The organism is Streptomyces sp. NPDC054849 (assembly GCF_053610945.1).
In genome coordinates, this window is record NZ_JBSGZI010000081.1 from 10,589 (window position 1) to 37,569 (window position 26,981).

28 protein-coding genes and 2 pseudogenes are annotated in these 26,981 nt (G+C 69.7%); 13 read left to right on the top strand and 17 right to left on the bottom strand.

The window, feature by feature from the left end; all coding sequences use genetic code 11:
* Positions 1-117: 117 nt before the first annotated feature.
* The 3 genes from ACWGIF_RS27955 to ACWGIF_RS27965 form a co-directional block, all read right to left on the bottom strand.
* A complete protein-coding gene (locus tag ACWGIF_RS27955; RefSeq protein ID WP_453501569.1) occupies positions 118-1,590 on the bottom strand; it encodes a hypothetical protein in 1,473 nt (490 codons plus the stop codon).
* 299 nt (positions 1,591-1,889) lie between these two features.
* The gene (locus ACWGIF_RS27960; RefSeq protein ID WP_453501570.1) at positions 1,890-3,119 is read right to left on the bottom strand and encodes an FAD-dependent oxidoreductase; all 1,230 of its coding nucleotides are present in this window, start codon (positions 3,117-3,119) and stop codon (positions 1,890-1,892) included.
* 246 nt (positions 3,120-3,365) lie between these two features.
* Complete coding sequence (locus ACWGIF_RS27965) at positions 3,366-4,871, bottom strand: SpoIIE family protein phosphatase (RefSeq protein WP_453501572.1); 1,506 nt, start codon at positions 4,869-4,871, stop codon at positions 3,366-3,368.
* 416 nt (positions 4,872-5,287) lie between these two features.
* On the opposite strand from ACWGIF_RS27965, the gene ACWGIF_RS27970 reads away from it, so the two are divergent.
* Positions 5,288-5,497, top strand: coding sequence for a hypothetical protein (locus ACWGIF_RS27970; protein WP_453501574.1), 210 nt, complete (start codon positions 5,288-5,290; stop codon positions 5,495-5,497).
* A 317-nt stretch (positions 5,498-5,814) separates the two neighbouring features.
* On the opposite strand, the gene ACWGIF_RS27975 is transcribed toward ACWGIF_RS27970, so the two are convergent.
* Positions 5,815-6,201 (bottom strand): nuclear transport factor 2 family protein, encoded by a 387-nt coding sequence (locus tag ACWGIF_RS27975; protein ID WP_453501575.1) that lies wholly within the window; start codon positions 6,199-6,201, stop codon positions 5,815-5,817.
* 154 nt (positions 6,202-6,355) lie between these two features.
* Here ACWGIF_RS27975 and ACWGIF_RS27980 point away from each other — a divergent pair, with 154 nt between their 5' ends.
* Positions 6,356-7,216 carry an arylamine N-acetyltransferase family protein gene (locus tag ACWGIF_RS27980; protein WP_453501577.1) on the top strand — a complete coding sequence of 287 codons (861 nt, stop codon included), beginning with the start codon at positions 6,356-6,358 and terminating at the stop codon, positions 7,214-7,216.
* Positions 7,217-7,301: 85 nt separating this feature from the next.
* On the opposite strand, the gene ACWGIF_RS27985 is transcribed toward ACWGIF_RS27980, so the two are convergent.
* Positions 7,302-7,697: a RidA family protein gene (locus ACWGIF_RS27985; RefSeq protein ID WP_453501611.1), complete on the bottom strand. Its 396-nt coding sequence runs from the start codon at positions 7,695-7,697 to the stop codon at positions 7,302-7,304.
* 135 nt (positions 7,698-7,832) lie between these two features.
* On the opposite strand from ACWGIF_RS27985, the gene ACWGIF_RS27990 reads away from it, so the two are divergent.
* Together ACWGIF_RS27990 and ACWGIF_RS27995 are read left to right on the top strand one after the other, a co-directional pair.
* Positions 7,833-8,831 (top strand): helix-turn-helix transcriptional regulator, encoded by a 999-nt coding sequence (locus ACWGIF_RS27990; protein ID WP_453501579.1) that lies wholly within the window; start codon positions 7,833-7,835, stop codon positions 8,829-8,831.
* A gap of 70 nt (positions 8,832-8,901) precedes the next feature.
* The gene (locus ACWGIF_RS27995) at positions 8,902-9,258 is read left to right on the top strand and encodes a hypothetical protein (RefSeq protein WP_453501580.1); all 357 of its coding nucleotides are present in this window, start codon (positions 8,902-8,904) and stop codon (positions 9,256-9,258) included.
* On the opposite strand, the gene ACWGIF_RS28000 is transcribed toward ACWGIF_RS27995, so the two are convergent.
* Complete coding sequence (locus ACWGIF_RS28000; protein WP_453501582.1) at positions 9,249-9,632, bottom strand: hypothetical protein; 384 nt, start codon at positions 9,630-9,632, stop codon at positions 9,249-9,251. The two genes, ACWGIF_RS27995 and ACWGIF_RS28000, sit on opposite strands and share 10 nt — an antisense overlap.
* Before the next feature lie 308 nt (positions 9,633-9,940).
* Here ACWGIF_RS28000 and ACWGIF_RS28005 point away from each other — a divergent pair.
* The 4 genes and pseudogenes from ACWGIF_RS28005 (at position 9,941) to ACWGIF_RS28020 (ending at position 12,790) form a co-directional block, all read left to right on the top strand.
* Positions 9,941-10,431, top strand: a pseudogene (locus ACWGIF_RS28005) (DUF2975 domain-containing protein).
* Positions 10,431-10,652, top strand: a complete 222-nt coding sequence (locus ACWGIF_RS28010; protein WP_453501584.1) for a helix-turn-helix domain-containing protein — start codon at positions 10,431-10,433, stop codon at positions 10,650-10,652. Before ACWGIF_RS28005 ends, ACWGIF_RS28010 begins: the two are co-directional and overlap by 1 nt.
* A gap of 110 nt (positions 10,653-10,762) precedes the next feature.
* A complete protein-coding gene (locus tag ACWGIF_RS28015) occupies positions 10,763-11,182 on the top strand; it encodes a transposase family protein (protein WP_453501585.1) in 420 nt (139 codons plus the stop codon).
* Between the two features lie 749 nt (positions 11,183-11,931).
* Positions 11,932-12,790, top strand: a pseudogene (locus ACWGIF_RS28020) (IS5 family transposase).
* A 14-nt stretch (positions 12,791-12,804) separates the two neighbouring features.
* Here the strand turns inward: ACWGIF_RS28020 and ACWGIF_RS28025 are convergent.
* Positions 12,805-13,350, bottom strand: coding sequence for a GrpB family protein (locus ACWGIF_RS28025; protein WP_453501587.1), 546 nt, complete (start codon positions 13,348-13,350; stop codon positions 12,805-12,807).
* A 177-nt stretch (positions 13,351-13,527) separates the two neighbouring features.
* On the opposite strand from ACWGIF_RS28025, the gene ACWGIF_RS28030 reads away from it, so the two are divergent.
* Positions 13,528-13,923 carry a hypothetical protein gene (locus ACWGIF_RS28030; protein ID WP_453501589.1) on the top strand — a complete coding sequence of 132 codons (396 nt, stop codon included), beginning with the start codon at positions 13,528-13,530 and terminating at the stop codon, positions 13,921-13,923.
* 258 nt (positions 13,924-14,181) lie between these two features.
* Here ACWGIF_RS28030 and ACWGIF_RS28035 read toward each other — a convergent pair whose 3' ends face one another.
* The 5 genes from ACWGIF_RS28035 to ACWGIF_RS28055 form a co-directional block, all read right to left on the bottom strand.
* Positions 14,182-15,870: an ABC transporter ATP-binding protein gene (locus ACWGIF_RS28035; RefSeq protein ID WP_453501613.1), complete on the bottom strand. Its 1,689-nt coding sequence runs from the start codon at positions 15,868-15,870 to the stop codon at positions 14,182-14,184.
* A 58-nt stretch (positions 15,871-15,928) separates the two neighbouring features.
* Positions 15,929-16,345 (bottom strand): lasso peptide biosynthesis B2 protein, encoded by a 417-nt coding sequence (locus tag ACWGIF_RS28040; protein WP_453501591.1) that lies wholly within the window; start codon positions 16,343-16,345, stop codon positions 15,929-15,931.
* Positions 16,346-16,385: 40 nt separating this feature from the next.
* Positions 16,386-16,643: a lasso peptide biosynthesis PqqD family chaperone gene (locus tag ACWGIF_RS28045; protein WP_453501593.1), complete on the bottom strand. Its 258-nt coding sequence runs from the start codon at positions 16,641-16,643 to the stop codon at positions 16,386-16,388.
* 4 nt (positions 16,644-16,647) lie between these two features.
* Positions 16,648-18,522: a lasso peptide isopeptide bond-forming cyclase gene (locus ACWGIF_RS28050; protein WP_453501594.1), complete on the bottom strand. Its 1,875-nt coding sequence runs from the start codon at positions 18,520-18,522 to the stop codon at positions 16,648-16,650.
* 111 nt (positions 18,523-18,633) lie between these two features.
* On the bottom strand, positions 18,634-18,741 hold the full coding sequence (locus ACWGIF_RS28055) for a keywimysin-related RiPP (protein ID WP_365363487.1): 108 nt from the start codon (positions 18,739-18,741) through the stop codon (positions 18,634-18,636).
* Between the two features lie 293 nt (positions 18,742-19,034).
* Here ACWGIF_RS28055 and ACWGIF_RS28060 point away from each other — a divergent pair, with 293 nt between their 5' ends.
* The 3 genes from ACWGIF_RS28060 to ACWGIF_RS28070 all read left to right on the top strand — a co-directional run bounded on the left by ACWGIF_RS28060 (position 19,035) and on the right by ACWGIF_RS28070 (position 20,793).
* Complete coding sequence (locus tag ACWGIF_RS28060; RefSeq protein ID WP_453501596.1) at positions 19,035-19,157, top strand: DUF6233 domain-containing protein; 123 nt, start codon at positions 19,035-19,037, stop codon at positions 19,155-19,157.
* A 540-nt stretch (positions 19,158-19,697) separates the two neighbouring features.
* Positions 19,698-20,381, top strand: a complete 684-nt coding sequence (locus ACWGIF_RS28065; RefSeq protein WP_453501598.1) for a S8 family serine peptidase — start codon at positions 19,698-19,700, stop codon at positions 20,379-20,381.
* Positions 20,382-20,517: 136 nt separating this feature from the next.
* Positions 20,518-20,793 carry a hypothetical protein gene (locus ACWGIF_RS28070; RefSeq protein WP_453501599.1) on the top strand — a complete coding sequence of 92 codons (276 nt, stop codon included), beginning with the start codon at positions 20,518-20,520 and terminating at the stop codon, positions 20,791-20,793.
* A gap of 509 nt (positions 20,794-21,302) precedes the next feature.
* Here the strand turns inward: ACWGIF_RS28070 and ACWGIF_RS28075 are convergent.
* Positions 21,303-22,160, bottom strand: a complete 858-nt coding sequence (locus ACWGIF_RS28075) for a MerR family transcriptional regulator (RefSeq protein ID WP_453501601.1) — start codon at positions 22,158-22,160, stop codon at positions 21,303-21,305.
* 217 nt (positions 22,161-22,377) lie between these two features.
* Here ACWGIF_RS28075 and ACWGIF_RS28080 point away from each other — a divergent pair, with 217 nt between their 5' ends.
* The gene (locus tag ACWGIF_RS28080) at positions 22,378-23,604 is read left to right on the top strand and encodes a serine hydrolase domain-containing protein (RefSeq protein WP_453501602.1); all 1,227 of its coding nucleotides are present in this window, start codon (positions 22,378-22,380) and stop codon (positions 23,602-23,604) included.
* Between the two features lie 397 nt (positions 23,605-24,001).
* On the opposite strand, the gene ACWGIF_RS28085 is transcribed toward ACWGIF_RS28080, so the two are convergent.
* The 4 genes from ACWGIF_RS28085 to ACWGIF_RS28100 all read right to left on the bottom strand — a co-directional run bounded on the left by ACWGIF_RS28085 (position 24,002) and on the right by ACWGIF_RS28100 (position 26,886).
* A complete protein-coding gene (locus ACWGIF_RS28085) occupies positions 24,002-24,280 on the bottom strand; it encodes a hypothetical protein (RefSeq protein ID WP_453501604.1) in 279 nt (92 codons plus the stop codon).
* Positions 24,281-24,551: 271 nt separating this feature from the next.
* The gene (locus ACWGIF_RS28090) at positions 24,552-25,478 is read right to left on the bottom strand and encodes a hypothetical protein (protein WP_453501605.1); all 927 of its coding nucleotides are present in this window, start codon (positions 25,476-25,478) and stop codon (positions 24,552-24,554) included.
* Positions 25,475-26,419, bottom strand: a complete 945-nt coding sequence (locus ACWGIF_RS28095; protein WP_453501607.1) for an ABC transporter ATP-binding protein — start codon at positions 26,417-26,419, stop codon at positions 25,475-25,477. The genes ACWGIF_RS28090 and ACWGIF_RS28095 overlap by 4 nt, the downstream gene beginning before the upstream one ends.
* Before the next feature lie 179 nt (positions 26,420-26,598).
* Positions 26,599-26,886 (bottom strand): hypothetical protein, encoded by a 288-nt coding sequence (locus tag ACWGIF_RS28100; protein ID WP_453501609.1) that lies wholly within the window; start codon positions 26,884-26,886, stop codon positions 26,599-26,601.
* Between the last annotated feature and the right edge of the window lie 95 nt (positions 26,887-26,981).

Below are 26,981 nucleotides of genomic sequence, written 5' to 3' on the forward strand. Positions count from 1 at the left end.
GGGCGGGCTGTGGGGGGGGGGGGGTTGGGGGGTGGGGGGGGGGCGGGGGGGCGGGGTCTTTGTGTTAAGCGCCCCGCGGAGACCGTTCCACGAACGACGACGTGAGGCACCGTGGGGCTACGGCTGGGCGTCGAGCCAGCTCAGTTGGTGGCCGTAGAGCACACGCTGGCAGTAGTCCGTCCCCGCCGGATCTGCAGGATCCCGGTTCGCCGTGCAGTCGGACGCCACTCCCGGGCGGTGTTCGGAGACGGACCACAACCGCCCCGTACCGCGCTCGACGTAAAGGTCCTCGGCGCCCCGCGCGGTCTTGACGGCCTGGCCGTCCTGGACCAGCTGGCCGTTGCTCCACTTGAAGCGCCACAGGTTGCCCGGCTCGTCCGTGCCCTTGGACTCGTTCACGTACAGCGTGCCGTTGTACGCGGCTGCGCCCTGGGCGCCGCCGTTGGCCATCGGCAGGTAGTTGGCCCAGCCTTCGGCGGTCGCGTCGGCCGAGCGCCCTTCCAGGGCCGCGACCGGATACGAGGCGATGCGGCCGGTGGAGGGATAGCCGCTCTCCGGACGGCAGTACTCCCCCATGATCAGGCGGTCCGGGGTGGTGCTGCGGTCGAGTGATATGTAGGAGGCCTTCGGGGCGCCGGTGGAGACACAGGCGTAGGAGCCCTTGGGGTTGCTCTGGGTCGCCTTGAACTTCCACGCGGCCACCTGCGGCATCACGTAGCGGTACCCGAAGCTGTACCAGACGTTGTCGTGCCGGCCCACCTTCGTCTTGACCTCGACGTTGGAGGTGGTCTTCACCCCGTCGGTGTCGGTGCCCATCTCGTCGTGCGTGCTGGGGTCGCCGTCCGGGTCCAGGTCCATGATGTAGCGCATGTCGAAGACGCGCAGGCCGTTGCGGGTGTCCGCGACGTAGAGGTAATTGCCGTACCAGACGATCCCCCCGGCGTGGACGCCCTTCTGGATCGGGTATTCGCCGGCGTGCAGGCCGTCGAAGGAGACGTGGTCGGCGGAGTTCACATAGGTCCAGCCCAGCAGGACGTGCCGGTACTTGACCTCCGGGCTGCCGGTGGCCGGGTTGGTCCGGTTCTGCACGAAGGTGATCCTGACGCCCTTCTGGTTGCAGGCGTCGTCGGCCTCCAGCTCGGCTGCGGTGCAGTCGCCGGCCGTCGGGAGCGGGTCGTTCTCGCGGCCCGGGTCCCATCCGTCATAGGAGGCGAAGAGCTGGATCTTCCCGGCGTCGCCCCACAGCTCGTTGTCCTTGGCGTCGGAGACGCCGGTGAAGCCCTGGGGGACCCACTCCTGCGAGACGGAGTCGTCGTTCTGCAGGCAGTACTTGATGTCGGGGTCCGGGGCGGTGCCGAAGGAGTCGCGGGAGCACCACGGCTGGACGGTACGGTTCGCACCGGCCAGCAGGTTCTGCACGCCCGACTTGGGCAGCACCGAGTCGAGGCGGGCGACCCGCTTGGTGGTCTCGGCGTTCATCTCGCCGGGCGACATCGTGAAGTCACCGGGCGAGGCCGCACCACCGGGAGCGGTCCAGGCGCGGGTGCTGAAGGGCGAGGAAGTGCCCTCGGTGGCGCGGGGCTCCTGCATCCAGGACTCCGGTACATCCGGGGGAAGGTCCTCCGCCTGGGCCGGTGCCGCAAGGCCGGTGAACGCGAGCGCGGCCGCGGCAGCTGCCGTGAGCCAAGCTCGACGTATTCGCCTTTTGGGCATGTGGGGTTGCCTCCGATGCTCATGTGACAGGTGAGTCAAACGGAGGCTTCCAGATCACTTATATGAAAAGCAAGCTTGATCGTTTCATCAACGAGCATGTGCCGGGCGGCAGTTACGGCTCATTTCGGCATATCCCGCCTGCGACGCAGGAGCGCCGTCTGCGTGCGTCCCTACGGTCAGGGCAGGCGGAAGCCGTTGAACACGTCGTCCATGCCGCGCAGGGCCAGGCGGGTGGGGGTGGCACGGACCGCGAGGTCGCGGGCGGCCACCGCGAGCGGGTTGCGGAGTGCGCCCAGGCGGCCGACCCGGCGGGCACGGACGCGCACGGCGTCGGTGCGGTCGCGGCGTGCGGCGGTGTACGCGGCGAGGGCCGCCGGGACGGAGTCCGCCCTGTTTCCGCTGTCGCCGTCGCCGCTGATTCCGCTGCCGCCGCTGTCGCCACTGCCGCCGCTGTCTCCGGCGGGAAGCAGGTGGGCGAGGACCACCGCGTCCTCGATGGCCTGGCAGCCGCCCTGGCCGAGGTTGGGGGCCATGGCGTGGGCGGCGTCACCGAGCCAGGCGATGCGGCCGTGGTGCAGCCGGGGCAGCGGGGCGGCCAGGTCGTAGAGGTCGTTCTGGAGGACGTCGGCCGGGTCGAGGCGGCTGACGCGGTCGAGCAGGGCCGGAATCGGGTCGTGCCACGAGCCGAAGCGGTGCCGGAGTTCCGCACGAGGGTCCGCTGACCGGGTGCCGGCCGGGACGACTGCGGTGGCGTAGAGGTACAGCCGGCCGTCGGAGAGGGGGGTCACGCCGAACCGCTCACCCCGCCCCCAGGTCTCGCTCATGGCGGGTATCCGGAGATCTGGAGCGTCGACGAGTGCCCGCCAGGCGGTCTCCCCGATGTAGTGCAGTCCGGGGTGGGTGGGGAAGTACGTGCTGCGCAGCGGGCTGTGGATTCCGTCGGCGGCGACGACCAGATCGGCGGGAAGGTCCACGCCGGCTGCCGTGCGAACGGTCGGGCGGCCTGCGGCGTCGTCCACGGCGGTCACAGCGGTGCCGTAGCGAATGGTCTCGGGTGGCAGGGCGGCGGCGAGTGCCGCGGTGAAGGCCGGGCGCGGCACGGCTATGGGGGGCATGCCGTAGCGGGCCGCCATGTCCGCGGTGCCGGTCCGGGTGAGCCATCGGCCCTTGGAGCGGCGCAGGCCCATCGCCGCGGGGACGGAGCTGCCGGCGGCGCGGGCGGCGTCGACGCCGATCGTGTCGAGGGCGCGCAGTGCGTTGGGGGCGAGGCCGATGCCGGCGCCGGTGGTAGGGGGTTCGGGGGCGCGTTCGCAGACGGTGACGTGCCAGCCGCGCCGGTGCAGTGCGATGGCGGCCGTAAGGCCTCCGATTCCCGCCCCGACGACCACTGCGTGACGTTTCGTCATGGAACACCTCTCTGAAGCCGTTGACCCCGCAGCTCTTGAACTCTGCGGGGTGGAGCAGCATTTCTGCAGCTTCCCGTCTACCAGAAAGGCTCTCACTCGTGCCGGGAGGGTGACGTGCGGCCCGTGACCGCTTCCGGCTGGCGGCGGCGGCGGACGAGAAGACCACCCCGTATCGCGTTGGCGGCCTGTCAGTGCAGCGGCGAGCCGGTAGCCGTCACGCCGCCCGCGCGCACGGGACCGGCATGTTCAGCCGGCCTGCCCGGGCGTCGGCGTGGCTCGGACGATGAGCAGAGCCACGTCGTCATGATCGCCCGGGTGCCGCAGGGTGTGGAGAAGCAGGTCGCAGGTCTCGTCCAGCGAGCGGCCGGGGTCGTCGAGGACGTCGAGGAGGACGTCGAGACGGGTATCGATCGGCTCATCGCGGGTCTCGACCAGGCCGTCGGTGTAGAGGACGAGCTGGTCGCCCACCTCGAGGGAGAGTCCGACGGTGTGGAAGGCGACACCGCAACCGCCCAGCGGCGCGCCGGTGGGCAGGTCGAGGAGCTCGCGCGTGCCGTCCCGATGGAGCAGGACGGGCGGCAGGTGCCCGGCCAGGGCGAGGTGGCACTGTGCCGTGTGCGGGTCGTAGACGGCATAGACGCAGGTCGCGATCGTATCGAGACCTTCGGTGACGTGGTCGAGGTGGTGCAGGACCTGGGCGGGGTCGAGGTCGAGATCGGCCAGCGTCCGCGTGGCGGTGCGCAGCTGGCCCATGGTTGCTGCGGCGGCGACTCCGCTGCCCATGACGTCGCCGACGACGAGTGCGGTCTTGTCGCCGCTCAAAGGAATCACGTCGAACCAGTCGCCGCCGATCTCCATGGTGGCCTGGGCGGGGCGGTAGCGGGTGGCGACCTCCAGTCCCGGCCGCCGCGGTGGCGTGTGGGGCAGCAGGCTGCGCTGGAGGGTGAGGGCGGTGTGACGTTGTTCTTCGACGGCTCGGTGCCGCTCGGTGACGTCCACGCTGGAGGTGGCCACGCCCAGCACGGTCCCGTTGGGGGCTTCGAGCCGGTAGAACGAGATCGACCAGGCGTGATCGTGATCGGGGTCGGCCGGCGTACGGCCGACGGTGTACTGGTCGACGATGGGGACGCCGGTGGCCAGAACCTCGCGCATCGCCGCTTCGAAGGACGCGCCCACGGCCGGCAGGACCTCGTGGACGTGCCGGCCGATGTGCTCGGCGGCCGGCACGCCGTTGAGACGCTCCTCCGCCGGATTCACCGACACGTACCGAAGGTCGGTGTCCAGTACGCCCAGTCCGACCGGCGACTGGGCCACCAGCCGGGCGGACAGAGCCAGATCCCGTTCGACCTGCCGCACCGTCGCCTGATCCGCGGCGAGGCCCAGGGCGTAGTACTCCTGCTGGGAGTCCAGCAGCCGCATGTTGCGGAATTCGACCATGCGCGTGCTGCCGTCCTTGTGCCGGACGGGGAAGACGCCGACCCAGCTGCCCCCTCCTTCCATGACCTGAGCGAACATGCCCAGCACGTCGGGCAGGTCGTCTTCATGGACCAGCAAGTGGCCCGCGAACTCGCCGAGTGCCTCCTCGGCGGTGTATCCGAACAGGTCCTCGGCCTGCGGGCTCCACAGATCGATCCTGCCCTCCGCGTCAAGGAGAACGGCGGCCACGCTCAGCACATCGAGCAGGCCGCCCGGCCCGGACGTAGCGGCCCTCGCCTTGTCGGGACCGTCCCGCGAGGGCTCGATCGCACCCATCTCCGGGCTCTCCTTCCGGCCGCCGAACGCTGCGGCCCTATGCCGGGCAGTGATCACGTACCGGCGTCTGTGCTCCCAGCCATCTCATCGTCCCCCGCCGCGGGCCGCACCCGCACGCCACGCTGTCGCGGGGGATGGATGCGCCGCTGCGGCTGAGACGGAGGCGGAGCGGTCACGTCAGGCCCCGGTGCGGCCCTTCGGCGGCTTCCGCTCCGGCACGGGGGCTCCTTACGGCAGGTGGGCGTTTCGGCCCATCCGCGGGGCGCCGCCGAACGCTGCCTGCCGGACGCGGCCGCAACGCGACTGGGCTTCACCCTTGCGGCACTGAGTGACCGAAATGATGCGGATCGTAACAGATCGTGTCAGCGTGTGGCGGGTAGGACTCCCCACCCTTCACTTCGCAAGGAGCCACCGTCATGGGCGGTACGCAGAACAAGCGGCAGCAGCCGGGACAGTCGGGCAAGGGTCCCGATGAGCTGGGAACGGGCCCCGAGCGCCCCGCCGGCCAGGAACAGGCACGCCCCCAGCAGCCGGAGAAGCCCTCCCGCAGCCCGGACGAAGAGGCCAAGCGTCGCCGTGAGGCGGACCGGCTGCGAGAAGGCGGCATCGAGGGCGACGAGCTGTAGGACCCTGCGCATCCAGGGGCCGGCCGGGCGGTAGCCACCCCCGGCCGGCCTTCCGGCGCAACCCGCCTCCCCCTCCGGGCGCCGTACGCGCCTTCCAGCCACCCGATGGGAGGAATCCGCAGTGCTTCTTCGTGCGGCTGGGACGGCTTGCGCCCGAGGCCGGCCTCGGCCATCTCGGGTGTGAAGGCGACCTCAGGTGTGACGGCCATCTCCGGTGTGAAGGTGACGTGACGGCCTACACCTGCGCGCCGCCTGCACGGTCTGCTCGTCATCGGTGGCGGCGCGGCGCGGCACGGCGGTCGCAGGAGACGATGCGGTCACATGCCCTCGGGCGGAATGGGCGTGGCCTGGTGGTAGTACATCTGCCACGTGCCACCCGCGCGCTGCTTGCGCCAGAGCGAACTCCGCCGTGCCCGATCTCCGGCGATCGTGGTCTCGTAGGTGAGATGCACCAGCCCGGGCGCCAGCACGACACCCGTCATCTTCGAGGGTTCATAGCGCGGGCCGTCTTCGGCCGCCCCGTCCATGTCGGGCAGCTCGGCAAGCATTTCCTCATACGTCCACCGCCGGCCCGAGGCGCCGACTTCCACGAAGTCCTGATGGAGGAGTTCCCGGGCCAGCGTCTTCGACATGCGTACGCCGGGGTCCATCAGACGCAACTCACCCGCGATGGCTTCGTTCACCTCGTCGATCTCTCTGCTCATGCGTGCATCTTCGTCCAGAGGACCAGAGCGCCCCCGGCCGCCTCCGAGCCCTGGACCGCTCGCGCATGGGTGCTGGTCCTACGACGAACGGAGTAGGGAGACACCCGGCGCGCAGCCGAGGCCCCGCTCCGTACCGTTGGCTAGCGTCACGGCCATGCAGAAAGTCGATGTGCAGAGCTACCTGCAGCGTCTGGGGATCGCGGATCCCGGCCCGCCCTCGGTCGCCGGTCTGCGTGCGCTCCATGCCGCGCACGTGGAAAGGGTCCCCTTCGAGACGCTGGAGATCCATCTGGGTCGGCCGACCACCGTGGAGCCGCACGAGTCCATCGCCCGGGTCCTGCGGGGACGCGGCGGCTACTGCTTCCATCTCAACGGCGCATTCGCCACCCTTCTGCAAGCACTCGGCTACACCGTCTCCTGGCATCGTGGCGGAGTCCACGGCACGTCCGACAACCCACCGCCCGGAGTAACCGGCGACCATCTCACGCTCATCGTGGCGTGCGAAGGCCGGTCATGGTTCGTCGACGTCGGCCTCGGTGACGCACTGCACCTACCGCTTCCCCTACGGGCGGGGACTTACCGGCAAGGCCCCTTCACATACCGGCTGACCCGCTCGGGCGTCGAGCCGGGCGGTTGGCGGTTCGACCACGACCCTCGCGGCACGTTCGCCGGCATGGACTTCTCCCTGGCCCCCGCAGCAGGCCCGGGCGACTTCGTCACCTGGCACCGGAAGCTGTCGACGTCGCCGGACTCCGGCTTCGTTCGCATCGTCTCCGCCATACGCAGAGACGCCCACGGCGTCGATGCACTCGAGGGCTGCATCCTCAGCAGGACGGACCAGGCGGGCCGGCGGCAACGGGAACTGGACGCCGCCGACCACTGGTTCGATGCTCTGGCCGATGTGTTCGGCCTCACCCTCGACGACGCCTCAGCAGCCGAGCGCACCGCCCTGTGGACGAGGGCGCATTCCACGCATCAAGCGTGGAAAGCCCGCCGCCACTGTCCAACGCATTGAGAGGAAATCGAGTCCGCCTCTGGTAGAGGCCGCGCCCGATCACAGGCCCTGCACCGGCGCGGGCAGCAGGGGCGGCGAGGTCACATCACGCGACGGCGGTACCCTCGAGCTCGACCATCTGGCCCGGGATCGCCAATCGCGTCACCCCGAGCATCGTGGAGGTCGGCGCCACCCCCGCGGCTCCCAACCGCGCCGCCAGCACGCCGTAGTGCTGGAAAAGCAGATCGACGTCGGTCGTGTACACATTGAGCCGGACAAGGTTCGCGAGAGACATGCCGGCCTCCCCGAGCACGGCCGTCAGGTTGTCGATGCTCAGCGTCAACTGCGCCGCCATGTCACCGTCATGCTGGGGCTTGCCGTCGCCGCTCATTGCGGTCTGCCCCGAGATGTACAGGGTCCGCGTGTGCCCGGAGACGATTTCGCCCTGGTTGAATCCCATGTCCACCGACCACGTCACCGGGTTGACCGCCGTTCGTTCCACTGCCACATCAGCTCCATTCGATTCATCGGGAGGACGACGTCCCTCGGCTCGGTAGCAGCCGGCTCTGGCGTCGCGTCAACGAGCCTCACAACAAATCACGACACCCTCAGTCATGTATTCCTTTAAAGTTCTGGGATGCGCGCCGACCGGTTGGTCTCACTGGTGCTCCTGCTGCGCCGGCGCGGTCGGCTGACAGCGGACGCCCTGGCCCGGGAGCTGGAGGTATCCACCCGCACCGTGCTACGCGACATCGAGGCGCTGTCCGCGGCCGGCGTCCCCGTCTACGCCGAACGCGGGAGACACGGCGGCTTCGCCCTGTTGCCCGGTTTCCATACCGAGCTCACCGGGCTGAACCACGAGGAGGCCCTCGCCTTGCTGACCGCCGGCTCGGGGCGCGGCGAGCAGGTCTTCGGCCTCGGCTCGGCGCTCGCCTCGGCCATGCGCAAGGTGGTCGACGCGCTGCCCGAAAACCATCGGGCCACCGCGAGCGACGCGGCCCAGCGATTTCTCGTCGACCCGGAGACAGACCTGCTGTCACGCCGGGTGGTCACCGATGAGGTACCCGACACCACGATGATCGAGGTCAGGCGCGCGGTGCTCGCCGGACACAAGCTGCGCATCCACTACGCGGCCACGGGCCAGAGACCACAGTGGCGCACCGTGGACCCGATCGGCCTGGTCACCGTACGCGACCGGGGCTACTTGCTGGCCACGAGATCTGGCACGGACCGCACCTACCGGCTGTCGCGGGTACTGGCCGCCGAGGAACTTCCCGAAAGGGCGCAGCGGCCGAACCAGGTCGATCTGGACCGGATCTGGCGGGAACGCTCCACACGGTTCCTCTCCGGCGGCGACCACATCATCGTGCTGGTACGAGTGAATCCGACGCGGCGGGAGGAACTGCTGGACAGCGCGTTGGCTGTCCGCGCAGAGGAACCCGATGCAGACGGCTGGCTGCGGCTGGAAGTGACCTTCCAGGATTCCCGGCACGCCGAATGGGCGCTGTGGCAGCTCAGCACGGACGCGGAAGCCCTGGCCCCGCAGTCGTTGCGCACCTCCCTACGCAGCCGCGCCGCCGCGGTTGCCAGACGGTACGGAGACTCACCCCCCTCCAACGGACTTGACGACTTCTGAGTACGGAGCGCACTTGCCGGTGAGTAGCACAGCGGCTGTGCCTGATCTGCGGACCGTGTTGGATCGGGGCATGCACACGACCTCCACGTCCACCTCCACGTCTGCGATGCCCCCGGCGCAGGCGCACGCCGCAGGCAGGGACCGCTCTCGCTTCCGGGCCGTCCTGTCCGCGGCGCTCTTCGTTCCGTCCGCCGTGGTGGCGGGTCTGCTGACCCTGGCATCCGAGCGGGCGTCGCGCTGCGTCACGTACGGAGAGCAGTGCTCCCAGGGACTGCCCGGTTGGCTGTTCCTCTGGAGTGCCGGCATCGCCGCCGTGGCGTTCGTCGTCGCCATGGCCTCGGCCGCCCTGCGCGTACGGCAGGTGGCGCTGGCAGCGCAGCTCCTCGCGGAATGCGCGGCGCTCCTGGTGATCCTCAGCTACGCCTGACCGGAGATCGACCGGCGGACGTGGACGCCGAGGATCCGGGCGCCCATCCTGAAGGGCGCCCCGCACGCGCTCACACAACCCCGCCAATGCCCGTGTGCGGGCCTTCGGGCGCGGTATTCGGCACTCATCTCCTCATGATCGCGGCCGGCACCGACAACGCCGGAGACCACCTTCTCGGCCGGCTCGCACAGCGCATCGGGCTTGGGGTGCTCAGGGACGGTGCCCTTGCCGGCCTGTTTGGTGGTGGCGAGGGTGGTGGGCCGGATGGTGCCGGGTCCGTAACGGGTGCAGGCTCGGTCGGTGACCGCTTCGATGGCCGGGGCGCGGTCATCGCCCGGGTCGAGGGTGAGTTGCCGGGGTGGCTTCGCTCGCATGTCAGGGCCAATGAGCCCGCTGTCGACTACATGCCTCAGCCCGTCCAGCGGTGGCAACTGGTGTTACGGCTGGTACGCACAAGAGGTCAGCCCCGGGGTCAAGGCTTCGGCGTAGTCGCATGGTGTCCGATTTGTGGCTAAGCGAGGTCGACTTCGGCAGGATCGAAAACCTTCACATCGCGCCATGTCGCGGGGGGCGGCGGCATCCCGCGATGGTGCGAAATCGCCGCCTGTCAGCCCGACCCTGCCCTTGCTTCACCTATCGACATTCGATAGATTCCCATCGTAACTCGATGGAAGGACGGGTCATGGGAAAGCTGACAGTGCGCGCGCTGCGCGCCGTGCTCGTGGTGGTGCTCACCGGCACCGTGTGCGTGCAGGCATTGATGGTGTGGGCGCTGGTCAGCGGGAGTGACCCGGAGGACGGGTCGCTCCCGCTGACCCCGCTGCGCGTGATCACGATCCTGGGCAGCGGGACGGCCCAGGTCGCCCTGGTCTGTGTATGGCGACTGGTAACGATGGTGCGGCGCGGAACCGTGTTCTCCCACGCCGCCTTCCGGTACGTGGACGTCGTCATCGGCGCGATCGTTGCGGCTGCTCTCGTGTGGTTCGCGGTCACGGCCATCAATGCGCCCGGCCAGCGGGACGACCCGGGCGTCACTCTCATCATGGGCGGGATTGGCGTGGCCATCCTGGGAGTCGCGCTCATCGTGCTCGTGCTGCGGATGCTGCCGCCCAGGCGGTCGCCCGCGACGTCGAAGCGGCGCAGATGCAGGCCGAGTTGGACGAGGTGATCTGATGCCGATCGCCGTCGCCATCGACGTGATGCTGGCCAGGCGGAAGATGTCCGTGGGTGAACTCGCGGACCGCGTAGGGATCACACCCGCCAACCTCGCGGTACTCAAGAACGGCCGTGCCAAGGCGGTGCGCTTTGCGACGCTCGCCGCGCTCTGCGAGGTGCTCGAGTGCCAGCCAGGCGACCTGCTTCGCTGGGAGGCCGAGGACACCGCGGGCGAATGAACCGTACCTGCCGACGCGTCATCGCCGATCCCCCTTGCCTTTGACCAACTCCGCGAGCATCCGGGGCCGTACCTGGGGAGATCCCGGGCCTGCTGGAGCGTCTGGCCGAGGTGCCCGACACTCGCGATCCGCGCGGCGTACGGCACGCTCTGGTCGTCATGCTCGCGCTGACCGCGTGCGCGGTTCTGGCCGGAGCGACCTCCCTGCTGGCGGTGGGTGAGTGCATCACCGACGCCCCGCCGTCCGTCCTGGAGCGTTTCGGCGTACGGCCCGATCCGCTATCCCCCGCCGAGCTCGCTCGGCTCATCCGCAGCCACTGGAAGATCGAAGCCCTGCACCACATCCGAGACGTGACGTTCGCCGAGGACGCCTCCCAACTGCGAACCGGCTCCGGACCCCGAGCCATGGCGACCTGGCGCAACTTCGCCATCGGCGCCCTTCATCTCGCCGGGAAGTGCAGCATCGCCGCCGGCCTCCGGCACTACGCCCGCAACGCCCGCCGACCTCTCACCCTCCTCGGACTCACATGATCACGAAAGAGACGTCACGCGACTACGCCGAAGCCCTGGCCCCGGGGTAGTCAACAAGTATTGCTACTCGAATCACCATCGCCAGACAAAGGGGAACTCGTCCACGGGTGAAGCTCGCGGGCAATACATGTCTCGTTTGGGCCGAGCCGGCAACTCGCCTCACGCGAACCTCACTGCGGGCCTCGCCTACACCTGCTCCACCTACCACAGCGTCGATGAGGTTCTGATCGCCGCACCAAGCAGTAACTCCCGGGAGGGTGCGGTAGGTTGTGAGCCACTCTGAGGGTGTTGGGTTGCCCGCGCAGCCTCAGAGTGGCAACACCTCCAGCCAGGACTGACCCACTGAACGGGGGGAAGAACAATCACACGTTTTACACGTGCTCGCGTTGTGCCGGTCACTGTGTCTCTCGGCGCGGGTTTGCTACTCGGCCTAGTGGGCCCCGTTGTCGGGAAATGGGATAATTCCGTTTGTGTCGCCGTGAGTATTGTTTTTTCTAGCGGCTGGCCGTGGGCCTGCTACGCATTGCTGGTGGGCTATTTCCGCCGATCAAAAATCGAGTCGGCATTGCTGGCATCTTTGGGATTGGCCATCGGTGTGGCCACATACTACCTTCTCAAGGACATGAATCCCACCATTCCGGCCGGAATGGAACCTTCCACCTCCATTCCGGCTGGAATGGAGGTGGAATCTGGAAGCACCTCCAGCGAGGGGCAAATTCTCGTGTGGGGAATAGCGGCTTTCGTGTTCGGTGCGCCTTTGGGACTCATGGGGATTTGTCGAGCGGCTGGTGCCGGACGAGCTGTGGGAGCTGTTCCAGCGAGTGGTGCCGGAGGCTCCTTCGCGGCCTCAGGGTGGTGGCCGGCGTCGGCATGGTGACCGAGAGGTGCTGGCCGCGAACGTGTTCGTGGCCACGTCGGGCTGTACATGGCAGCAGCTGCCGTCCGCGTCGTTCGGGCCGTCGGGAGCGACAGCCCACCGGCGCTTCTCCGAGTGGACGAAGGCCAGGGTGTGGGCCAAGCTCCACCGCTTGGTCCTCGATGAGCTCGGGGCCCGCGGCGAGCTGGACTGGTCCCGCTGCGCGATCGACTCGGTAAACATGCGGGCCTTGAAAAGGGGGACCTGACAGGTCCGAATCCTGTGGACCGGGCAAGTACGGCTCGAAGATCCACTTGATCACTGAGCGGACCGGTCTGCCCATCTCTGTCGGGATCTCGGCGGCGAACCTGCACGACAGCCAGGCTCTGATCCCACTGGTGAAGGGCATACCGCCGATCCGCTCCCGCCGTGGGCCCCGGCGGCGCAAGCCGGGCAAGATCCACGGCGACAAGGGCTACGGCTACTCCTACCTGCGGAGATGGTTACGCGAGCGCGGCATCGCCCACCGCATCGCCCGCAAGGGCGTTGAGTCCTCGCAGCGGCTGGGCCGTCATCGCTGGACCATCGAACGCACCATGGCCTGGCTCGCCGGCTGCCGGCGCCTCCACCGACGCTACGAACGCAAGGCCGAGCACTTCCTCGCCTTCACCAGCATCGCCTGCACCCTGATCTGCTACCGCACACTCAACTCACCAAATGAGGTGACTTCTGCCGTAAGGGTTGTCTCGTAACTCCGACGGCCTGGTCAGGCGTCACTGGGACCGGGAGCCCAGCCGGTGTGCTGGGCCCAGGCGTCAGCGCGTCGGATTATGTCCCATACGAAGGCATCTTTTGCTTGGACGTAGCCGGGACGGTCGTTGCGGAATTTGGCTGCGCAGTGCTTCTTGGCTGCCGCGTACTCGTTCGCGGCAGCCGTTTGGCACCGGAGGTAGTCGCGAAACAGTAGTGGGAACTGCTGTGAGAAGCTGCCCAGTTGCCGTACGTTCACGTGGGTCCGGCGCTGACCTGGAGGTTCCCGGAAGTATCGTTTGGTCCGTTCGGGATTGTCCGCCCGGTACACGAGCCCCATCTCTGTCAGCGGGCGCAGGAATGCATCCGTCGCTTCCAGCGATGCCACTGAGATCTGGATGTCAATCACCGGCTTGGCCGCCAATCCTGGCACCGAGGTGGACCCGATGTGGTCGATACGAGCCGCAGCATCACCGAGGGCGACACGTAGGCACGTGCCCCACTTGGCGAACATGGCTGGCCAAGCAGGGTCGTAAGGCATGATCTCGACTGGCTCTCCCATACTGAGAAGTGTTGCAGGGCTTGCCGCAACCGTGATGTGCGGCTGCCGCCGCCTGCGCCGCCTCTACGAGCGCAAGGCCGAGCACTTCCCGGCCTTCGCCGGGTCGCAGCCGCTCTCATCTGCTATCGCAGGCTGGCGGCCTGACGGGCAGCGCCCGGAAATGGGACGATCCACAGCGTGATCGGATGGATGCGCCACACCCCGCGCTGGGCGGTCATTTCGGTCTGCGTGATCGCGGCCGTGCTGCTCTTCGTCGGCGCTTCCGCGCATGTAGCCGACCTTCTCAGCCACGGTCTGCACCCCTACGACTGGGCACCGGGCTGGCTCAACCTCTACTGGTCGTCGCTGGCGCTCTTCGACACGCTCGCCGCTGTGTTCCTGATCAGGGGGAAACGCCGAGGAGTCGACCTCGCCTGCGCCATCATGGCGACCGACCTCGCCGCCAACTGGTACGCGGTCTACGGCATCCAGCACAGCAGCTTCGCCGCTCAGCCTGGCCTTCAACGACTGACCGTCTTCGCCGCACTCGTCCTGGGAACGGCACCGTTTATCCGACGACACCTCACCAAATGAGATGACGTCTTAGCCAAACCCGACGACGCATACCCGCGAATCCGCAGAAACCACCAGCCCCGCCAGCCGATTCCCTGACGCCTCCAGCCGCAGCCGGCGGCAGGTCCTGCCAGCGCCCCGGGGGGCTCAGCTGCCCAGTCGGCTGAAGGCACAGCGGAGCACTTCCTGGTCGGGGTGGTCTCGGCCCGTGCGTTGGAGTGGCGTCCTGGTCGCGAGCGTCGAACAGCCGTTGGACCCACTGTTCCGGGCCGGTGTCGCTCACCGGCCGTTCAACAGCTGGGTGGTGGCCAGTTCGCGGTAGAGGGTGTCTGCTGCGAGGAGTTCGGAGTGGGTGCCCACCGCCCGTACGTGGCCGGCCTCCATCACGATGATGCGGTCGGCCCTGGTGACCGTGGACAGGCGGTGGGCGACGACGAGGACGGTGATGCGACCGGCGATGTCGGTGATGGTGTCGCGCAGCGCCGCCTCGTTGGCCGCGTCGAGCTGTGAGGTGGCTTCGTCCAGCAACAGCAGTCTCGGGCGGCGCAGCAGGGCCCTTGCAATCGCGACGCGCTGGCGCTCGCCGCCCGAGAGTCTGCTGCCCCGGTGGCCGACGTCGGTGTCGAGGCCACGGGGCAGGCGGTCCGCCACCGCGTCGAGGCGGACAAGGCGCAGGGCGTGACGGAGCTCTTCCTCCGTGGCAGTGACGTCGCCCAGCGTCAGGTTCTCGCGCAGGCTACCGGCGAGGACGGGCGTGTCCTGTTCTACATATCCGATGGCTGCGCGCAGTTCGGCCAGGGGCCATTGCCGCACGTCCGTCCCGTCCAGCAGTACCTGGCCGGCGTCCGGGTCGTAGAAGCGTTCGATCAGGGAGAAGACCGTGGTCTTGCCCGTGCCGGACGGCCCGACGAACGCGGTCAGGCCTCCGCCGGGAACGGTGAAGGAGACACGGTGGTGGACCTGGGGCAGTCCGGGGCGGTAGGCGAAGCGGACATCGCGGAATGCCACGCGGGCGGGCAGCGGATCCGCCTTCGGCCGACTCGCGCCGCCTTCTCTTCTTCCGCGGCGCGCGTCCTCGACCTCCAGGCTTTCGACCTCCAGGATCCGGGCGGCGGCGGCCGAACCGATCTGGAACTGGCCGACGCCTTCAACCAGCTGGCCGATCCGGGGAGCGAGCGCGAAGAGGTAGAGGAGAAAGGCGACCAGGGTGGAGACGCTGATGGCGCCGGAGGTGACGCGCGCGCCCCCCACTCCCAGCACGACCAGGAAGCAAACCTGCACGACGACCGCCGACAGGGTCGCGGACACCGCGTCCCAGGCGGCAGCGCGGACACCGGTTCGCCGGGCGTGCTCGGCCGCCCGGTACAGGGCTTGCGCTTCCTGCTGTTCGGCCCCCGACGCCTTGATCGTGCGGAAGGCGCCCAGGGCTCGTTCCAGCGCGGCGCCCATGTGGCCGACCGCCTCCTGCGTATGCCGGGTCGCCCGGCCGATCCGCGGGGCCACGACAGCGACGACGATGCCGACGAACGCCATCACGCCGAGCGTGACGCCGAGCAGCACGGCGTCGAGCAGGCCCATCATGATCACCGTCGCGAGGGTGATCAGGGTGCCGGTGACCGCGGCCGACACCGCCTGAGGAGCGCTGTGCCGCAGCAGCGCCGTGTCGGAGGTGACGCGGGAGATCAGGTCACCTGGTTCAGTGCGCTCCACCACCGGTACGCGCAGCGCCAGCAGACGGTCGGTCAGTCGGCGCCGGGCGGTGCAGACGATGGTCTCCGCGGACCGATCCAGCACGTAGTGCCCGAGGCCGGCGAGGATCCCTCCCGCCGCCACCAGCACGCTGAGGGCGATCACGGGGCCGTATGCCGGGCCTCCTCGCCCCATGTCGTCCATCACCTGTTTGGCTGCCATGGGCTGGGCCAGGCCCATCACGCTGCCGAGCAGACCCAGCAGGACACCCACCGTCATGCGGCCGCGCTGCGGTCGGAGGTGCCCGATGAGGGCGAGCGAAGCAGTGGTCACGGGCTCACTCCACGGTGAAGAAGCGCTGGAAGTACCCGGCCGGCGTGCCCTCGCCGACGGGTTTGCCCTCGGCTTCCACCCAGGCGTGCGCGGAGAACGGCGGGCGGGTGCGTACCCCGACGCACCAGGTGGGCCACTGGCCGCGGCAGCGGCACAGCAGAACCGTGGCCAGGGACCGCGGCAGGCAGCCCTTGTGCCCGCCCGCGGCCAGGCTCACGGCGAGTACCGTCTCCCGGGCCGCTTCCGCCTCGGCCAACGTGGCGGGCCGGGCTCCGCGGCGGAGCCGGGCCAGCACGGCCCGGATTCGCTGGGGCGGCAGGGTCGCCAGCACATGGGCACAGCCGATCACTATGCGCGCCCCGAGGCGGCGGGCCAGGGGGACCGAGCGAGGGCGGTAGGGAATGGCTTCCGGGGTCGACATCTGCGTTCCCTTCTTCGGGGCGGTCGGCGGCCGGGGCCGGCTACGGCGTGATGAGTCCTGCGGAGCGGAGGTCTTCGACGATGCTCACGACGTCCTGTGCGGCCACTTCTGTGCCCACGTCCTCGTACCGTTCGACGAGGGCCGCCGCCGCCCGCTCGGCGCTGTAGCCGTCCAGGAGCTCACGGAGCACGACGGCCGCTGTGGGGTTGAGGGTCCAGTACTCGGCGCTCTTCTGATCGAGCAGGACCATGCCGTACTCGGTCTCGGTCAGTAGCACCCCGGGCTTCAACGTACACATGGGCTCACCTTTCCCGTTCCGTCAGGGGCCGCGTCCGGGACGGTGTCATCTCCCGGGAGCGCAGCCATACTTCGCAGGCCACGGTCGGGTGCAGCAAGTAGCTCTCCGTCTCGGCCGACAGGGCCCGGCGGCACCACTCGCGCAGGACCTTCACGTCGACGAGGCCCAGCCGGGCGAGGCGCGACTCCTCGCACAGCGCCAGCAGGCGGGCGCGATGGCGACGCAGCCCCGCCTCCTCCTCGAAGGTGGCGTTGGCCTTGGTGCCGCGGGTGCGGCTGGCCTCGGGGACGATGCCGCGCATGGCTTCGACGATCAGCGGCTTGTACTGCCAGGGAGTGATCCGCTCCTGCGGCCGGATGGCGAAGGCCGCCTCGATCACCCGGTCGTCGTAGTACGGGGCTGCCACCGTGATGCCCAGCGGGGCGGCCATTTGGCCGATGTGCCGGGTCCATTGGGAGATGCCGTCCATCGCGGCCATCTCCCGGTGCTCGCCGTGCCCGCGGCCACGGGGCTCGGCTTCCGAGAGGTGGGCGCGGAGCAGCTCGCGTACCGCCTCTACGGCCTCGGGCGTGGCCCAGCCCGGCATCCGCGGCGGCGCCGACCAGTCGAGCAGCGGTTCGTCCGCCGGGGCCGTCGGCGTGTTCAGGTCGCGGGCGACTCTGCCGAGCCAGGCGCGATAGGAGCGGCGGTCCAGGAGTTGGCGCAGCACGCGCCGTCGGGACCACTGGTACTTCGCGGTGTATCCGCGCAGGTCCCGCAGAGCGGTGAGGGGATGCGTGCCCATCAGCGCGTGCAGGCGGGCGGGCGATCCGGCGAGGAGTTCGTCGCCCCCCAGGCCGGTCAGGTGCAGGCTCGACCCGCGGGCGGCTGCCAGGGCGATGATGTGCATGCGACGGTTACGGTCGACCGTGAGGATGCTGGGGGTGTCCAGGAGGTCGTCGAGGGTGTCGATCCCGTCGAACGTCATGGCCAGGTCGGGCGCGGGGACGATGTGGTGCTCGATCGTCCCCAGTGCCCTGGTGGTCCGGCGGGCCCAGTACACGTCGTCGCCGAGTTCGTCGTGGATGGCAGCGGTGTACGCGGCGACCTTCGCGTCCCCGCGGGCGGCGGCGCAGCACACGGCGGTGGAGTCGAGCCCGCCCAGGTCGGCCGTCACCAGCTCGCGCCCGCGCGTGCGCGTGGCGACGGCGGCGGTCAGCGCCTCTCGGAAGCGCCCGGCACCTTCGGCCAGGGTCAGGTGCGGACTGGGGGGCGACCACCAGCGGGTCTCCTCGGCCCGTCCGTCGGAGTCGAGCGTCAGGTAGTGGCCGCCGCTCTGGGCGTGTACGCCCTTCCACATCGGGGAGCCCGATAGTGGGTGCGGCACGCCCAGGGTGAGCAGTTCCAGGGCGAGCCTGCGCTCGTCGAGTTCGGCGCCGACCAGTTCGGCGAGTACGTCTGCCCGGTCGGAGGCCAGGCCGACGCCCCCGGCCGCCGGGAAGGTGGCATCGGTGAAGAACACCCGCTTCATGCCGACGACGCCGCCCTGGACCCGGACCCGCCCGCCGCGGCTGGCCACGAGGTGGAGGCTGCCGACCCAGGTGGCGCTGATGCGGTCGAGCGCCGACAGGGACGTGCTTTCGGCGGCTGCGGCTGCGCGTCGGGCCGCTTCGGCGGTGACGGAGTGTTCGCCGAGCACGGCGAGACGGGTCCCTCCGCACTCGCCCACCACCATGCTCGAGGGTGCCCAGCGCCCCACCAGCCAGGGGCGCCCGGATCGGTGGCGCAGACCCTGGGCGGCATGGGTGAGCGCTTTGGCGGCGACAGCGGCGGCCGCGTTGGTGTCGGGCAGGACGGCGAACCAGGCGGGCAGGGCCTGGAGTGACAGGGAGTCTTCCACGACTACGGCCTTCGGTCGGCGATGTACGGGAAGCAGGATGGCCGGGTGGCGGCTGGGGGCCGCCACCCGGTGGCCCGGCCGCCAGTTCAGCGGCGCGGCCGGGCCCTCACGTCAGAGGAGCTGCTTGCCGCCGAGGATGTCCTTGGGCCCCGTGTTCTTGATCCCGGTCACCTTGCGGAAGCTGCCGGCCTTGGTGAGGGTGGGGCGCTCATACGTCATGGTCGAACTCCCTTTCGCTTGGGGGATTGCGGTGTGCATGCGCATGCGGCGGATTCCCGATCCGAGGACCGATCGTGCCGCTTGACCACGCTACGTAAGGTGAACGGATCATCACAACGGCGCGTCCGGTCCGGGCCACTGCACGCCCGCGGCGCGCACGTCGCCTTGCGCGCCGCCGAACGGTTCCGCCCGCCTCCGGATTCGCGGGGAATACGACCGCGTGCGCAACACCCACAACAGTGAGGATGTAAAAGCACATTTTCAGTGGTGCTGGGCGGCCGCCGCGGCGAACGATGCTGGGCACCGGCAACCGCTGCGCCGCCGCCGACCCGGAGCAGATACGGCGGCTGCTGGCCGAGGGCGTGCCCGCCTGCACCTACTGTCGGCCCGACACCGCGCTCCGAGTGCTGGAGTAAGCGGGCACCGGCAGGGTGAAGGGATGAGCCCTGCTCGTGTAGTCGTCTATCCGCCGGACGCTCAGGGCGGGCGCCGCGTCCGCGGCGACGCGAGATCCCGCCCGCGCCCTCAGCCCCGCCGACCTCCTCAATTCCTGCGGCGGGCCGGTCTTAACCCCGACACCGTCCGCCAGGACGACCCGCTGCTCATCGAATGGCGCGGCGGCGGACCCACAGGACTGCAAGCGGTCTACTTCAAGGACGGCGGCACCCGCGCCCAGGGTCTGGAACTCGAGTTCACGGACCTCGACTACTGCGGCATTGACCGCCCTGGTCAGGCCGCTTCCGCATCAGTCGACGGCTCCGCGCGGCCGTACGGCCCCGATGTTTCATGAAGCCGTCCCGCCAGCCCGGCTTCGTGCCAGCCCAGCCGAGCATCGCCTCGAGAACCTTCTCCTGAGAGATCGCCGTGTTCGTCGGTCGCCGTCAGCATGACCACCCTTCCAGGCCGTACGTGCCTCGGGCGGCCCCGAAGAGACGTACGAGCTGGCCGACGGGACTGTGCAGATCGTCACGCCCGGCACGGACGCCGGCAACGGGGACCACAACTTCTTCGTAGGCGTGGAACCCGACACGACCGGCGCCGCAGCCCCGCTGAACGCGTGGCGGCTGGTGCTGCGGGCGGCCTCCGTCAGCAACGGAGTCTGCCGGGCCGACGTGTGGATGCTCGGGCACCCGGACGCGCGGCCCACGCCGCAGTTCAGTGGTCCGCTCGCCCGCGACGAGATGAAGATCGGCTCGCCGGGCACGGCCACGCAGGCCATCACGGTGGCGGCCGCCACCACCCGGACGGCGTGGACCGACGTCGACGGCATCCAGCGGGCGGCGACCTGGCTGGTGGCGAACGACATCGCAACCTTCAGCAGCGAGGGCCCGCGCCGCGACGATGCGCCCAAGCCGGACATCGCGGCTCCGGGAGCGATGATCGTCTCCGCCCTGTCGCGGGATGCCTTGGGCATGCAGCGGGCCTTCACGATCGACGGCGAGCACGTGGCGCTCCAGGGAACGAGCATGGCGTGCCCGTTCGTGGCGGGCGTGGCCGCGCTCCTGCTGGAACAGGACGGCACCGCGCGGCCGAAGCAGGTCCTCGACGCGCTCAACTCGACCGCGAAGATCCCGGGCGGCGCACCCGGCGCATTCGACCCGAAGTGGGGACACGGCTTGATCGACGCAGCCGGCCTGTGACGCGCCGGGGCCGGGGCCGACCTCTGAGGCGGTCGGCCCGGGGGTGGGGCCGACCTCTGGGGCGGTCGGCCTGTGGAGGCGGCGGGGTCCGTGACACCGATCGGCGGCGCGGCCGGGTCTCTGTGACAATCGAGGCGTGGACTACGGCAAGCTCGACGCCTCCCTCGCCGCCGAGGTGGACACCCCGGGGCTCGAACCGACCGACCGGGGCCTGCTGGTCATCCTGCGCCTGGCGCACCCGCCCAACGGCGCCGAGCAGGAAATCCTCCGGGGCGCGGGCGTGGACGTGGACGACGCCGGGGCCGGTCGGACAATCGCGACGGCCTCCCTGTCCCGGCAACAGGTCGAAACCCTCTCCGGGCAGCCCTGGGTCGTCTCCCTGGCCCTTTCGTCGAAGCGCCGTCCGACCTGAAGATGGTTTCACAAGGCGACCGGGCCTCCTCGCAGGCCATCGGCAAGGAGCTGTTCGCGGCGACCGCCGAACTGTCCCCGTCGCCGGATGGGCCGCATTCGACGTCGGCCGTCACGAGGTGGCCCAGCGCCACCTCCAGGCCCTCCGCCTCGCCGTGCCGGCCGGCAGCACTTCCAGGACGGAGCCTCGACCGGGGCCTGTCAGCCGGAACCCAGGCCCTGGAATTCCCGCGGTCCCGTGAACTCGGCGCACGCCCGCAGCTACCTCCACCATGTCGCCACCGACCTCGCCCCCTGGCGCACCGACATGCACGCACCGATACGCCGGCCGACAGCTTGAACGGCAAGCGGTACGCCTTCGTAAGAACCCCGCGACGGCCCGGGTGGGCACGGAACCCCCAGGTGCTCAAGGTTGGGGGCGCCGGGTTGACTTCGGGTCAGTCCCACCAGAGCACGACGAGAAGGGCCGTCGTTGAAACCCGCCGCAGTACCGGGTCTGCTGGGCGGCCGTCACTGATGTGGAACGGCGATGCCGGCTGCGCGCAGGTTAGCCTCGACCAGCGTGTTCAAGCCGGCGATGGACGGTGACTGGTCTTCCCGGTGGTGGTTGACCATTCCGTACCGGGAAACGGCTTCGGGCTGGTTCTGAAACCCGTTCGGCATCGCCAGCAGCGCGCGGTTGGTCAGCAGCTTCTCGGCCAGCGTGGACGCCAGCTCCTCGAGCCGCGGGTCGTCCGGATCCCAGGACCTCGCATCCCAACCGCGCTTGGTCAGCTCGACGGACTCGGGATCGTCAAGCGAATGTCCAAGCCGGGTCAGGAAGTTGTCGAAGATTTCAGGAACCAGCGCCCGGGCCAGCACCAGAGCCTCGCGTTGACCGGCGACGTAGTCAGGACTGAAGCCGAGTTCGGTGAGTCGGTCCAAGACCACGCAGGCCCGGTCGGGCAGCAGGGCCCGGTCGCCATGGTCGAGACGGTGCAGCCTGTCGCGGCGCGCGATCAGCTCGTCGATCCGTTCGGTGAGCTGGTGACGGACGTGGTCCAGGGTGGCGGCGAAGGTCTTGGGATCGGCGTCGAGCAGGTCACCGATCTCGGCCAGCGGCACGCCGGCCGCGGCCAGGGTCCGGACCTGGACCAGCCGGAACAGCTCGCCCGATCGGTAACGGCGGTAGCCGGAGCCGTCGCGTTCCGGCTCGGCAACGAGGCCGAGCCGGTGATAGTGCCGCACGGTCTTGATCGTGACACCGACGTACGCCGCCGCCTGACCGATCGTGAGCCCTTCTGCCATCGCTCGGCGCACCTCCAGGTCGTGGGCGACCACGGTCTCGCGAACCGCGGCGGCGACGGGCCGGGAAGTCCGGACGATCACAGGGGCGAGGATAGCGCGCCCCAGTTCCCGCCCATCCCCCTTACCGCCGAGGAGGACCGGGACGCCGCCTGCGATCGGTGCTGGTCACCCCTTGATCGCGCAAGCGGGTTGACCTTGACCTTGGGTCAAGGCTGCAGGCTCTTCACATGGCCGCTCGAAGGGCCAGGCAGCCACCTGGGCCGCCGTGAGAACCCACACTGTGAACAGGAGATTCATCATGGACACGAGCAACAGCGGCTTCTCCGACCAAGGGCTGCGCCGACTGCGCGAGGTGCTGGCACGGCACGTCGAGTCCAAGAAGATTCCCGGCCTTGTCGCCCTGGTCAGCCGTGGCGGCCAGACGCACGTCGAAGCGATCGGGACGATGCGTCATGACGGTGGCTCGCCGATGCGCCGGGACACGATCTTCCGGATGGCGTCCACGTCCAAACCGGTCACGATGGCGGCGGCGATGGTCCTGCTCGACGAGTGTCGGCTGCGGCTGGACGACCCGGTGGATCAGTGGCTGCCCGAACTCGCCGACCGGCAGGTGCTGAAGCGGCCCGACGGACCGCTGGACGACACCGTGCCGGCACAGCGGCCGATCACCGTACGGGATCTGCTGACCTCCACGTTCGGGCTCGGAGTGGACTTCGAGTCGATGGCTTCCCCGATCAGGGCAGCGACCTTCGAGCGTCTCGACTACAGCGTGGCATCCGGGCCGGCGCCCGAGCCGGACGAGTGGATGCGCCGCCTCGGCGAGCTGCCGTTGCAGTACCAGCCCGGAGTCCGGTGGCAGTACGACCTCAGCAACGAGGTGGTCGGCGTGCTGGTCTCCAGGGTCACGGGACAGTCGTTGGAGGCGTTCCTGCGCGAACGCATCCTCGATCCGCTGGGGATGAAGGACACCGCCTTCCACGTGCCCGCCGACAAGATCGACCGTCTGCCACCCCTGTACGGGCCCGACCCGCAGACCGGCGAGTTCGTCGTGTGGGACGAGGCGGCAGGGGGAAGGTCCAGCGTGCCTCCCGCGTTTCAGGGCGCCGGCGGCGGACTGGTCTCCACCGTCGACGACTACCACGCCTACTTCCAGATGCTGCTGAACCACGGGATGCACGGGAGTGAACGGATCTTGTCCCGGCCCGCCGTCGAACTGATGACCACCAACCGTCTCTCGCCCGCGCAACTGGCCGCCCGAGACGCCATGTTCAGCGACGTCGCCCACCTGTCGTCCGGCCAGGGGTCGAACGGCGGCTGGGGCTTCGGAATGGCGGTGCGCACGCATCGCGGCGACTACGCGCCCATCGGCCAGTTCGGCTGGTTCGGCGGCACCGGCACCACCGCCTACGCAGACAGGACCAACCAACTCACCGGAGTCCTGCTCACCCAGGTCGGACTGTCCACTCCGGATTCGCCGCGTGCCATGAACGACTTCTGGACCACGCTCTACCAAGCCACCGACTGACAACGAGCTCGACGGCTACTTTCCGGCTGGGGTCACAGCGCAGCGGACGCAGACCCCCGGGCAGGTCGGGGCGCTGGAAGGAGTACCTGACGAGCATGTTGACGTGGTGGCGGACGAACAAGAGAGGCGGGCCGCGTCCTCGTCGCGGACGTTGTGTACTGGTGCGGCGGAGCGGGAGTGCCGGCGGATCGAGCTCTTCTGGAAGGCCGAGGGCTTCAGCCAGTCGACGGGTTTCCGCCAGCAGTCGCACCGAAGAGCCCAGGTAGCCGCCCGGCGCCTTCTTGTCGACGATGACGTGGGCGAAGTCGACCGGCACGTAGTAGCCCTCGCAGTCCGAATGATGGACCAGATGGTCGAACGGTCCAGGGGGCACTGGGGAGAGCCTCGTACACCTTGCTCAGGAGCGCGTCTTCAGTCGCCCGCTGGGTCCTGTCGAACGGCTCCGGCAGGCGCCCGCCGCCAGGTGGACGGCGAGACGGCGAACGGTGTGCAAGCCCGAGTAACCCCGCGCCTCGAACTCCGCGCTCTCCTCCTCGTCCAGGTCGGGCTCAGTCCATTGTCGCGCTCCCGCACGCTCCAGTAGCTCGCCGATTGCGACGAAGTCGGCGCGGACCATCTCGGTGTACTCGTCGTCCTCGGCATCGACGAGGGCACCGACAACCATGTTCAATCCCATGAGCCGATCCTGCCATCGGCGATCGGACGACCACCCCTTGCCCTGCTGCCGGGTCACGCCGCCTGGCCGTAGCCGTCGGTCTCCGGCTGGCCGTCTCCGCGCGGCGGGTATTCCGCGAAGCGGCGGATGTACTCGGTGAGGTACGGCGAGATCGGGCCAGGTCCTCGCTCCGATGGCCTTCACCCCGCCCAACAGCACCCTTTCCGTCGGTGGCTGTGGCTGTGTCAGCCCGCCGGGAGGAGGCAGGGATCCGGGGTGAACTCTGTCCGCCTCAGCCGGCCTTCGCGTCACGGCGGCAGTACGCCCAGCAGCCCGCTCCCGCGATCAGGACCGTGTACAGGCAGAACACCAAGGTCGCCGTGCCCGACGACAGGTCCGACCCGACGAGCGCCTCCGCGAAGGACCGGTCGTCGGCCGGGTACGCCGAGAGGTCGGTCAGCATCGCCCGCCCGGCGGCGAACGGCAGCCACCCGCCCACCCCGTCGAGCCCCGGCAGGTACCCGAGCGCCCCGCCCACGAGCCGTTCCACGATCAGCGGCCACATGCACAGGATCAGCACCGGCACGATCCGGCTGCGGATCAGGGAGACCAGCGCCAGGCAGAGCAGCGCCCAGCAGCCGGTCCACAGCGTGAACCGCAGCGCGGGCACCATCACTCCGGACCAGGCCGGCTGCGGCGCGCCCGCCACCGCCATGACGACCGCGCAGGACAGGGCCCCGAGGACGGCGCTCGCGGCGGCCGCCCCGGCGGCGACCGCGAAGCCGACCAGGGACTTTGCGGCGTAGGCGGTACGGCGCCCGTTGACCGCCAGCCAGGTCGTACGGGCGCCTCCGCGCACCAGGTCGGTGGAGACGGGGCCGGTGCCGAGGACGAGCAGGAAGAAGGAGAGGGCCGGGATCTGGGTGGCCAGCGGCGTCCACGCGATCGTGTCGGCTATGGCGGCTGCGCTGAAGGGCCGGTCCGGGTCCAGGTCGAGCAGCACGGAGACGCCCGCCGCCAGGCTCAGCACGGTCACGATCCCGAGCAGGATCCATGTCGAGGGCAGCCCCGACAAGTGCCGCCATTCGTAGCGGCAGGCGCGGCGGAACGCCTCGGCGGGGGTGACGGCCGCCCGTCCGGCGGGTGCGGCCGCGGCGGGCCCCGCCGAAGCGGGCTGGGCCGAAGCGGGGGCCGCGGCAGAAGTCGAAGTGGTACTCACGAGATCTTGAACTCCTCTTCTGCGATGCCGAGATAGAACTCCTCCAGCGACGGCCCCGCCTCGTGCAGCCAGTACAGCGGCAGCCCCTGCTCGGCGGCCGCGGTGGCGATCCGCACCCGGTCGAGGCCGGTCACGGTCGCGCCCAGACCGTCGGGCCCGTCCGTCAGGGCGAGCAGTCCGCCCCGCTCCTCCACCAGCGCCGTCAGCTTCGGCAGGTCGGGACACTCCACGCTCACCACGCGCCGGTCGGCAGCGCGGGCCAGCAACTCCGCCATCGGCGAGGCCGCCACGATCCGGCCGCGCGAGAGCACGACCACCCGGTCAGCCAACTGCTCCATCTCCCCGAGGAAGTGGCTGGAGACCAGGACGGCCCGCCCCCGGTCGGCCTGCGCGCGCAAGAACTCCCGCAGCCAGCGGATGGAGTGGGGGTCGAGCCCGTTGGCGGGCTCGTCGAGCACCAGCACGGGCGGATCGCCGATGAGGGCCTGCGCGATGGCCACACGCTGGGCCATGCCGAGCGACAGTTCCCCCAGACGGAGCCCGGCCGCCTCCGACAGGCCGACGGTGTCGAGGAGTTCGTCGACGCGCCGGTCGGGCGCCGCGGAGCCGGCGGCCACCATCCGCAGGTGGGTCCGTACGCGGTGCCCGGTATGGCCGGCGACGCCGCCGAGGACGGCGCCGACTACCGTGCCGGGCGCGCCCCACGCGTACAGCGGGCGGCCGAGGTAGTGGGTGCGGCCCTCGCCGCGCAGCAGGCCCAGCATCAGCTGGATGGTGGTGGACTTCCCGGCCCCGTTGGCGCCGACGAAGCCGGTGACCTCCCCGGCGCGAAGGGTCAGCGAGACCCCCTCCAGGACGCGTTTGGTGCCGAAGGAGCGGCCGAGGCATTCCGCCTCGACGAGAACACCACCGGGCTCCGTATCCATGGAGCGGCGGTTCATGTAGGGTCTCCCTGCGTTATCGCAAGGGGGAGGAAGTCCGCATCCGGCGACCTGAACAGGCGTGGAAACCGAAAGGCCGTCACCCGCGGGCCTCTTCCCCCGATTATTGCTCGAATTCCGAGTCGTGCTGTCGATCGGTCGATCGTTCTGCGCTTGCAGTGTTCTGCGGCTCGATTCGCCTATCGCCGTACGAGCCCGATCACCTGCACCACGAATGCCACGTGCGCGATAACGCAGGTGAACCATGCCGATCCGCCGTGCATTGAGTTGCGGAGGACCGTCTTCCAGCCTGCCGCCAGCAATACGCCGGAAAGTGCGACGCAAAGCCAGGCGATGATGAGCAGGGGCGTGGACAGGTCGGTGAAGAGTCTCAGGACCGCTGCGGGCGCGATCGCCAGTAGCGGCAGCGCCCACGCACCCTCGCCGGCTGTGCGGCCGCTGGCGGAATCGGACCTGGTTCCGGTCATCCCGGGGGCTCCGTTCGGGGTGTGGGGTGTGGGGTGGGTGATGGTGGGGTGTGGTGCCGCGGGAGGGCCGGGTCCACCCGGGACGAATCCCGGGT